Annotated in this window: 7 protein-coding genes and 1 pseudogene; 2 read left to right on the forward strand and 6 right to left on the reverse strand. The window is 65.4% G+C overall.

All coding sequences use genetic code 11. From position 1 onward, the window contains the following. The coding region (locus H8B02_RS42255; RefSeq protein WP_229171612.1) for an AMP-binding protein at window positions 1-674 on the reverse strand (674 nt) is incomplete at its 3' end. 111 nt (window positions 675-785) lie between these two features. Beyond that, the gene (locus H8B02_RS42260) at window positions 786-1,568 is read right to left on the reverse strand and encodes a hypothetical protein (RefSeq protein ID WP_229171614.1); all 783 of its coding nucleotides are present in this window, start codon (window positions 1,566-1,568) and stop codon (window positions 786-788) included. A gap of 147 nt (window positions 1,569-1,715) precedes the next feature. Here H8B02_RS42260 and H8B02_RS42265 point away from each other — a divergent pair, with 147 nt between their 5' ends. Continuing rightward, window positions 1,716-3,260: a cation:proton antiporter gene (locus H8B02_RS42265; RefSeq protein ID WP_229171615.1), complete on the forward strand. Its 1,545-nt coding sequence runs from the start codon at window positions 1,716-1,718 to the stop codon at window positions 3,258-3,260. 13 nt (window positions 3,261-3,273) lie between these two features. Here the strand turns inward: H8B02_RS42265 and H8B02_RS42270 are convergent, their stop codons facing one another. The 4 genes from H8B02_RS42270 to H8B02_RS42285 form a co-directional block, all read right to left on the reverse strand. Further along, on the reverse strand, window positions 3,274-4,080 hold the full coding sequence (locus H8B02_RS42270; protein ID WP_229171617.1) for an SDR family NAD(P)-dependent oxidoreductase: 807 nt from the start codon (window positions 4,078-4,080) through the stop codon (window positions 3,274-3,276). 119 nt (window positions 4,081-4,199) lie between these two features. Further along, window positions 4,200-4,613, reverse strand: coding sequence for a DUF1850 domain-containing protein (locus tag H8B02_RS42275; RefSeq protein WP_229171619.1), 414 nt, complete (start codon window positions 4,611-4,613; stop codon window positions 4,200-4,202). Next, complete coding sequence (locus H8B02_RS42280; RefSeq protein ID WP_229171621.1) at window positions 4,574-6,682, reverse strand: TRAP transporter permease; 2,109 nt, start codon at window positions 6,680-6,682, stop codon at window positions 4,574-4,576. Before H8B02_RS42280 ends, H8B02_RS42275 begins: the two co-directional genes overlap by 40 nt. 193 nt (window positions 6,683-6,875) lie before the next feature. Further along, entirely contained in the window at window positions 6,876-7,823 is a 948-nt protein-coding gene (locus tag H8B02_RS42285) for a TAXI family TRAP transporter solute-binding subunit (protein WP_229171622.1), read from the reverse strand. Window positions 7,824-7,995: 172 nt separating this feature from the next. Between H8B02_RS42285 and H8B02_RS42290 the strand changes: the two are divergent. Next, window positions 7,996-8,214, forward strand: a pseudogene (locus H8B02_RS42290) (MFS transporter); the annotation flags it as partial.

An 8,214-nucleotide genomic window follows, 5' to 3' on the forward strand; every position in this document is an offset into this window, starting at 1 on the left:
GCCGCGCGGCGCAATGTCGCCCAGTCATGGTCGCGGCCCGCGGTGAGCTCGCAAGCCTGCTGCGGCCGTTGCAGGATGATGCAGGTGTCGGGCTTGGCGCCGGCGAGGCGGATCGCTTCGTCGAGCAGCGGCTTGTACTGCACGATACGCCCGGGCTCGATGCCGCAGCTCGCCGAGAAGATCAGCTTCGGCTTAGCGTCGTCGATGCGGGTCGCAAGCTCCTTGGCCGCGAAGCCGCCGAACACCACGCTGTGCACCGCGCCGATCCGCGCGCAGGCGAGCATCGCGACGACAGCCTCCGGCACCATCGGCATATAGAGGATGACGCGATCGCCTTTGGCCACGCCGAAATCCTGCATGACCGCGGCCAGCGTCTGCACCTCCGCCAGAAGTTCGGAATAGGTGAATTTGGTGATCGTGTTGGTGAGCGGGGAATCGTGGATCAGCGCGACCTGGCCTGCGCGCCCGCCGGCGACGTGGCGATCCAGCGCGTTGTAGCAGGTGTTGACCACCGCGCCGGCGAACCAGCGTCCGTAGGCGCCCATGGAGGGATCGTAAATCTTTTTGGCCGGCTCGATCCAGTCGATCTCGCGCGCCGCTTCCGCCCAAAAGCCCTCGGGGTCTCGAAGCGAGCGGGCATACACCTCATGATACCGGCTCTGCTGGATGTTCATCGCGTTTCTCCCTCGCGCGGTCGCGCGTCATTTGCCGACCATTGTCACGGGAAGCGGCGCCGTTTCAAGCCGAAATGACCGCGACCTTCGGCCGGGTGAGGCGGAGCTCGGCTAATAGCCGTCGACCCCGTTGATCCGCTGCAGCCGCTCGCGCATCGCCTTTTGCAGGTCATAGTCCGGCTTGCCGAATTCCGCGTTGCGGCGGCCGATGAACTGATCCTGCGCGCGCTGCAGCTCGCGCGCCTGGCGCGGGTCCTGCGCCTCGCGCACCGTGCGGAAGGTCGATGCGACGGTCTCGCGATCGAGATCGGCAAGCGCGGGACTGGCGCAGATCGCCTTCTCCACCGGCCGGCGCGCCTTGCGGCAATCGAAGCTCGGCTTGCCTGCCACCGCCATCATGGCGCCGATCCGCTCGAGCTCCAGCGACAACGACCTGTAGTTGGCCTTGGCGGCGGCGTGATCGGGGTTGAGCTTGACGGCGGCGCCGAAATCCATGATCGCCTTCGGCCGGTCACCCTTGCGGCGCCACAGCTCGCCGCGCGCATTGTGGGCGTCGGCAAGCGATGGATCGAGCCTGAGCACGGTGTCGTAATCTGCGATCGCGCGGTCGATCATCTGCTTGCGGTCATAGGCGCTCGCGCGCGCCATCAGCGCCTTGATTCGATCCGGCCTGGCCGCCTTCTCATTGTCGATCAGCGCGCCGCAGGCATCGATGGTCTTGTCGTCATCCGCCGCCGCAGTCGCGGCGATGCAGGGTCCGGCATCGGCCTGCACATCCTTGCCGGGCTCGCTGCTGGCCGCGCGCGCAACGCCTGATCTCAGCGCGCCTGACAGGCAAGCGCACAGCAGCGCCAGAGCCAGACTAGCGGCAAGATTTGCAAAGTTGCGTCGCATCCTGATCGCCGACAAGACATCCCTCTCCCGCGCCCGCACCACCGACCTCTGATGTCCGGCAGCGCGCCATTTGCCGCAAAACCACACGCTGGATTATACGTCAATTGCGACGATCGGCTGCACTTGGGGCCGTACTTGGGGGTTCGCGTGCTGACATTCGAATGGATCATCGGCCTGTTGCTTGCAGCGGTGGCGCTGTCGGCGCTGGCGCGGCGGATCAAGGTGCCCTACCCGACCTTTCTTGCGCTCGGTGGCGTGCTGCTGACCCTGCTGCCATGGGCTCCGACCTGGGCACTGGAACCGAAACTGGCGCTGGCGCTGTTCGTGGCACCAGTGCTGCTCGATGCCGCCTACGACACCTCGCTGCGCGATCTCCGCAACAACTGGCTGCCGGTCTCGACGCTGGTGGTGGTCGCGGTCGGCGTCACCACGGCCGCGGTCGCCGTGGTCGCGCACTGGCTGCGCCCGGACATGCCCTGGCCGGTCGCGATCGCGCTCGGTGCCATCGTGGCGCCACCGGACGCGGCCGCGGCCACCGCGATCCTGCGCCAGGTCAACCTGCCGTACCGGATCCAGAAGATCCTCGAAGGCGAAAGCCTGCTCAACGATGCCACTTCGCTGTTGATCTATCGCGTCGCGGTCGGCCTGGTCGCGGCCGAACACATGAGAATCCGCGAGTTCGTGCCGTCGATCACGGTCGCGCTGGTCGGCAGCCTCGCCGCCGGCTACCTGTTCGCACGGGTCTGGATGATGATCACCCGCCGCATCACCGAGGCGCCGAGCGCGATCATCACGCAATTCGGCGGCACCTTCATGGTGTGGATCGTCGCCGAGCACCTCGGGCTGTCCGGCATCCTGACCATCATCGCCTATGCGATCACCATCGCCCGCACCGCGCCGGCCCGCACCTCGGCGCGGCTGCGCGTGTCGTCCTATGCGGTGTGGGAAACCGTCGTGTTGGTCCTCAACGTGCTCGCCTTCATGCTGATCGGCCTGCAATTGCGCCCGATCTGGTCCGAGCTCGACGACGAGGTGCGCTGGAAATATTGCAGCTTTGCCGCCGCGATCCTCGCCGTCGTGATCCTTGCCCGCATCCTCTGGGTGATGCCCTACGGCGCCCTGCTGCGCACGCTGAAGGCGCGCAATTGGCTGCCCACCCATGTGGTGGAGGCCGTGCCGACCTTGAAGCGCGGCTTCATCGTGTCGTGGTGCGGCATGCGCGGCATCGTTACGCTTGCGGCCGCGTTTGCGCTGCCCGAGTATTTTCCATATCGCGATCTGATCCTGCTGACCGCGTTTGCCGTGGTGCTGGGTTCGCTCGTGATCCAGGGGCTGACATTGCGGCCGCTGATCCTGGCGTTGAATTTCGATGACGACGATCCGGTCGGGCGCGAGGCGGCCCATGCCCGCGGCGTGGTCTTTCGCGCAGCGCTCGAGGAGATCGACGCCGACCCGTCGGAGGAAGCCGAGATCCTCCGGCTCGAATACCGCTCCGTGCTGCTGCGCGCCGAGAACGACCCGGATGGCGGCCTGACCTCACGCGAGCTGCCGTCGGATCCGATACGCCGCCGCGCCATCGCGGCAGCGCGTCAGGCGCTGCTCAATCTACGTCGCACCGAGACCATCGGCGACGACGCATTCCATCTGGTCGAGGAGGAGCTCGACCGCGCCGAGCTCAGCGTCGAGGCGTGATACCCCTAGCTCCTCAGGCGCCCGATTTAGAGGTGATGCCGCCGTCGACCACAAGCTCGATGCCGGTGACATATTTCGATTCGTCCGACGCCAGGAACAGCGCGGCATTGGCGACGTCCCAGGCGTCGCCCATGTGCCCCATCGGCACCTGCGCGTCGCGGGCGCGCCACATCGCCTCCACATCGCCCTTGGCGTAGCTCTGCGCCAGCCCCGCGGAATGTTCGACCATCGGCGTCTTCATCAATCCCGGCAGGATCGCGTTGACGCGCACATGCTTCGAGGCGAACTCGACCGCGGTCGAGCGCGTCATCTGGTTCATCGCCGCCTTGCTCGCATTGTAGCTGACATAGGAAATGCCGACATGGCGGATCGAGGCGATCGAGGAGATGTTGATGATCGAGCCGCCGCCCTGCTTGATCATGACCGGAATGACGTGCTTCATCGAGAGATAGGCGCTCTTGAGGTTGACCGCGAAGACGCGGTCCCAGTCGGCTTCCGCCACTTCCACCACGCTGCCGACCTCAGCGATGCCGACATTGTTGTCGAGCACGTCGATACGGCCATAGGTCTTCAGGCAGGCCGCGACCATCGCCTCGACCTCGCTGGCGCGCGAGACATCGGCGGTGAATGCGGCCGCCTTGCCGCCCTCGCCGGTAATGATCTTGACCGTCTCCTCGGCCGCGGCGCCGTTGCGATCGACGCAGAACACGCTGGCGCCCTCGCGCGCGAAGGTCACGGCGGTCGCCTTGCCATTGCCCCAGCCCGGCCCGATCGAGCCCGCGCCGACCACCATTGCAACCTTGCCCTTGAGCCGATCCATCGTTTGTTCTCCCGTTTGTTGTTCTTGCAGCCTGACGTAGTCCGTAGCCCGGATGAAGCGAAGCGCAATCCGGGAACACTGGCCCCGGATTACACTGGCGCTCCATCCGGGCTACGGAGCTACGGATCCTCGCAAACACTCATCGTCGTGACATTAGCACCGATCGGATGTCCGAAAATCTCCGATAGCGTCTGGCAGCTTCCCGCGTGGCACAGGTGCCATTCACCCGCCGCGCCGGAATTGCCGAGCACGACCTCGGGCCTTGGCACCGGCGTCGGCGACCATTGAAACCAGCCGCCAGCGAGGCGCGCTTCCGGCGGCGGCTCCATGCCGGCGCCAGTGCCCTTGATGCGCGCCTGCTGCAGCGTCAGGCCGGCCGGCGTGACCAGCCAGTCTTCCTGCCAGGCGGTCTTCTCGATCGAATGCGTCCAGGCGAGCGTGAAGGCTGCGATCGACAGCGTCTTCACGACACCCGCGGATGCAAGGCAGAGGCTCAAGCCGCCGCCACCGCGTTGCGCGGACGCTGCCGCCATTGCCAAAGCACGACAGCGGCCGCGAGCGTGAATCCCGCCGTATCCGAGAACTGGAAATCGCCGAGCAGGCAGAGCGCGGCACCGAAGGCGACCACGATCTCGATCAAGGTCAGCCGCGTGAACAGGAAGCCGATCGCGACGATGCCGAACAGGGCGATCGCCACCAGCGCCTTGAAGGTCGCTACCGCCACCGCGCCGTAGAAGCCGAGTTGCGCCTGCATCGGATCGCCGGCCTGCAGCATCAACGCCGGCGAATAGACGAAGATGAAGGGGATGACGTAGCCGGCAAGCGCGATCCGCATCGCTTCCCAGCCGATCTTGTCCGGATTCTCCTTGGCGATCGGCGCCGCCGCCAATGCTGCGAGCGCGACCGGCGGCGAGAGGTCGGCCAGGATGCCGTAGTAAAACGCAAACATGTGGCTTGCGATCAGCGGCACGCCGAGCTTGGCGAGCGCAGGTGCGGCGAGCGCCGCGGTGATGATGTAGGTCGGGATCGTCGGGATGCCGGTGCCGAGCAGGATCGACAGCAGCATGGTCATGATCAGCGCCAGGAACAGGCTCTTGGCGCCGAGCCCGATGATCCAGCTGCCGAAGATGGTGCCGACGCCGGTCTGCGTCATCATGCCGATGATGGTGCCGACGATGGCGCAGGCCATGCCGACGGTCAGCGCTGACTTGGCGCTGTCGGCAAGCGAGTCACGGCAGGCTCGGAGCGTGGCGCGGCCACCGCGGGTGATCGCCGCGATCACGATCAATCCTGCGACGACGCTGGCCACCGGAACGATCTCGAGCCCGTGGCGCGAGACCGCGGCAACCACCAGCGCAAGGCCGATCCAGAAGATGTAACGCACGACGGTGTTGGAGAAGCCGAGCGTGATGCTGGCGCCGAGGATCAGCGCAACCGTCAACGCAAGCCCCATGCTGCCGGCATAGAGCGGCGTGAAGCCTTCGAACAGCATGTAGACCAAAGCTGCGAGCGGCAATACCAGGTACCAGCGCGCCACCAGCGCCTTCCAGGCGCTCGGGATCTCCGAGCGCTTCATGCCGACGAGGCCATGCTTGCCGGCTTCCAGATGCACCATCCAGAACGCCGAGGCGAAGTAGAGGATCGCCGGGATCACGGCGGCCTTGACGATCTCCGAATACGGAACGCCGAGCGTCTCGGCCATGATGAAGGCGACCGCGCCCATCACCGGCGGCATGATCTGGCCCCCCATCGAGGCGGTGGCCTCGACACCGGCGGCGAACGCGCGGCGATAGCCGAACTTGATCATCAAGGGAATCGTGAACTGGCCGACGGTCACGACGTTGGCGACGCCGGAGCCTGAGATCGTGCCCATCATGCCCGAGGCGAACACCGCGACCTTGGCCGGCCCGCCGCGGGTGCGGCCGAACAGGCCGAGCGAGACGTCGGTGAACAGCTGGATCATGCCGGCACGCTCGAGGAACGAGCCGAACAGGATGAACAGGAAGATGTAGGTGGCCGAGACATAGATCGGCACACCATAGAAGCCTTCGGTGCCGAACGAGAGATGGGTGACGATCTGGTCGAAGTCATAGCCGCGATGATTGAACGGCGACGGAAGATATTGACCGAAGAACCAGTAGAGCAGACAGGCGCCGCACATCAGCGGCAGCGCCGCCCCCATCAGCCGCCGCGTGCCCTCGAAGATCAGGATCGCGAGCAGCGCGCCGACCGCAAGGTCCATGTTGGTCGGATCGCCGTCGCGGGCGATCAGGTCGGCATAGAAGATCCACTGATAGAGCCCGCAGAGGAAACCGGCGGCGCCGACGATCCAGTTCACCGCGCGGCCGAAATCGGCTTTCGCGGTGAAATTGCCGATCAGGCCGAAGGTCAAGAGGATCAGGAAGCCGACATGGACGCCGCGCACCACCTGGCTCGGCAAATAATTGAAGGCCGCGACATAGAGTTGGAACACCGCAAAGGCGAGACCGATGGCATAGGCCAGATGGCCCCAGGCGCCCGGACCGAAACCTTCCGGAAAACCATGTTCGAAATTGTCGAATTCAACCTTGATGGGCTGCTCGCCCGCAACCTGCCGCTGCATATGATTAGTCCCCGCCGTGTCCGCGACGCTTATAGCATTTGGGCCGCCGCCCAATACTTCATGGCCGGGCTTGTCCCGGCCATCCACGTCTTTGAGCGACCGTTGCCCCAGAACGTGGATACCCGGGACATCTGCGCGAAGACGCGCTTCGCGCCTTTGCCCCGGGCATGACGCCGAATATGTCTTTCGAGCCTTACTTGATCAGGCCCTTTTCCTTGTAATAGCGGATCGCGCCGGGATGCAGCGGCACCGGGCTGCCGGTCGCGGCGGCCGCCAGCTTGATCTCCTTGCCCGCGGCGTGGGCATTGGCGAGTTCCGGCAGCGATTCGTAGACCAGCTTGGTCACCTGATAGGCGAGATCGTCCGACACCGCGCTCGAGGTGACGAGGTAGTTCACGACCGCCGCGGTCGGCACGTCCTTGTCCTGGCCGGTGTAGGTGTTGGCCGGAATGATCACGGAGACGAAGGGCGGTCCGATCTTGTCGACGGTCTCCTTCGGCACGGCGACCACGGTGATGTCGCTCGAGGTCGAGAGGTCCTTCAGCGAGGCGACGCCGAGGCCGGCGGACTGCAGCGTGGCGTTGAGCTGGCGGTTCTTCATCAGGTCGACCGATTCGGCGAACGGCAGATACTCGACCTTGCCGAGATCCTTGTAGCTCATGCCGGCGGCCGCGAGGATCGCGCGCGAGTTGAGCTCGGTGCCGGACTTCGGCGCGCCGACCGACAGGCTCTTGCCCTTGAGATCGGCGAGCGTCTTGATCCCGCTTTCGGCGGTGGCGACGATCTGGATGTAGTTCGGATAGATCGCGCCAATGGTGCGCAGCTTGTCGAGCTTGTTCTTGAAGCCGGCCTCGGTGTCGCCTTCCCAGGCGGCCTTCAGCGAATCGCCGAGCGTGAAGGCAATCTCGCCCCTGCCCTGTTGCAACAGCACCAGGTTCTCCACCGAGGCCTTTGTCGCCTGCACCTGGGTCTTCACATCGGGGATCTTGTCGCCGTAGATCTTCCCGATCGCGACGCCGAGCGGATAGTAGACGCCCGAGGTGCCGCCGGTGAGCACGTTAATGAACTGCTGGGCCTGTGCGACAGGCGCGGACAAAACACTGGCGGCCACGATCGCGGCAGCCATCAACCTTGAATACATGAGTATTATTCTCCCCTAAGCCGGGCCGGAAATTGGCCGCACACCCCTGCCGGGTCAACCCATCCAAATGACGCATGCAGGGCCGAAAACCCTGATAGCAGCACCACTTTACCTGCGCTGGAACTCCGCGCCTGCGAGTGGGTTGAGGTGCGCAATCTCGCCGCGGTATCACTTGCAGCCGTCCGGGACGCCCGTTGAGCGCGCGCTTGATGCGTTGAACTTCTTCCTCGCCACGTACGGGACGGGCTCGGCCCTTATCTGGCGATCTACCTCCTGACCGAACGGGGTGGGACGAGGCCTCGATCGGGTCAGTGATGTCGATCGCGGCGATCGCCGGGATCGTCGCGCAGACACCGGCCGGCGCCCTGATCGACCGCAGCCGCGCCAAGCG

Origin of the sequence: Bradyrhizobium altum (genome assembly GCF_020889705.1) — a bacterium.
GTDB lineage: Bacteria > Pseudomonadota > Alphaproteobacteria > Rhizobiales > Xanthobacteraceae > Bradyrhizobium > Bradyrhizobium altum.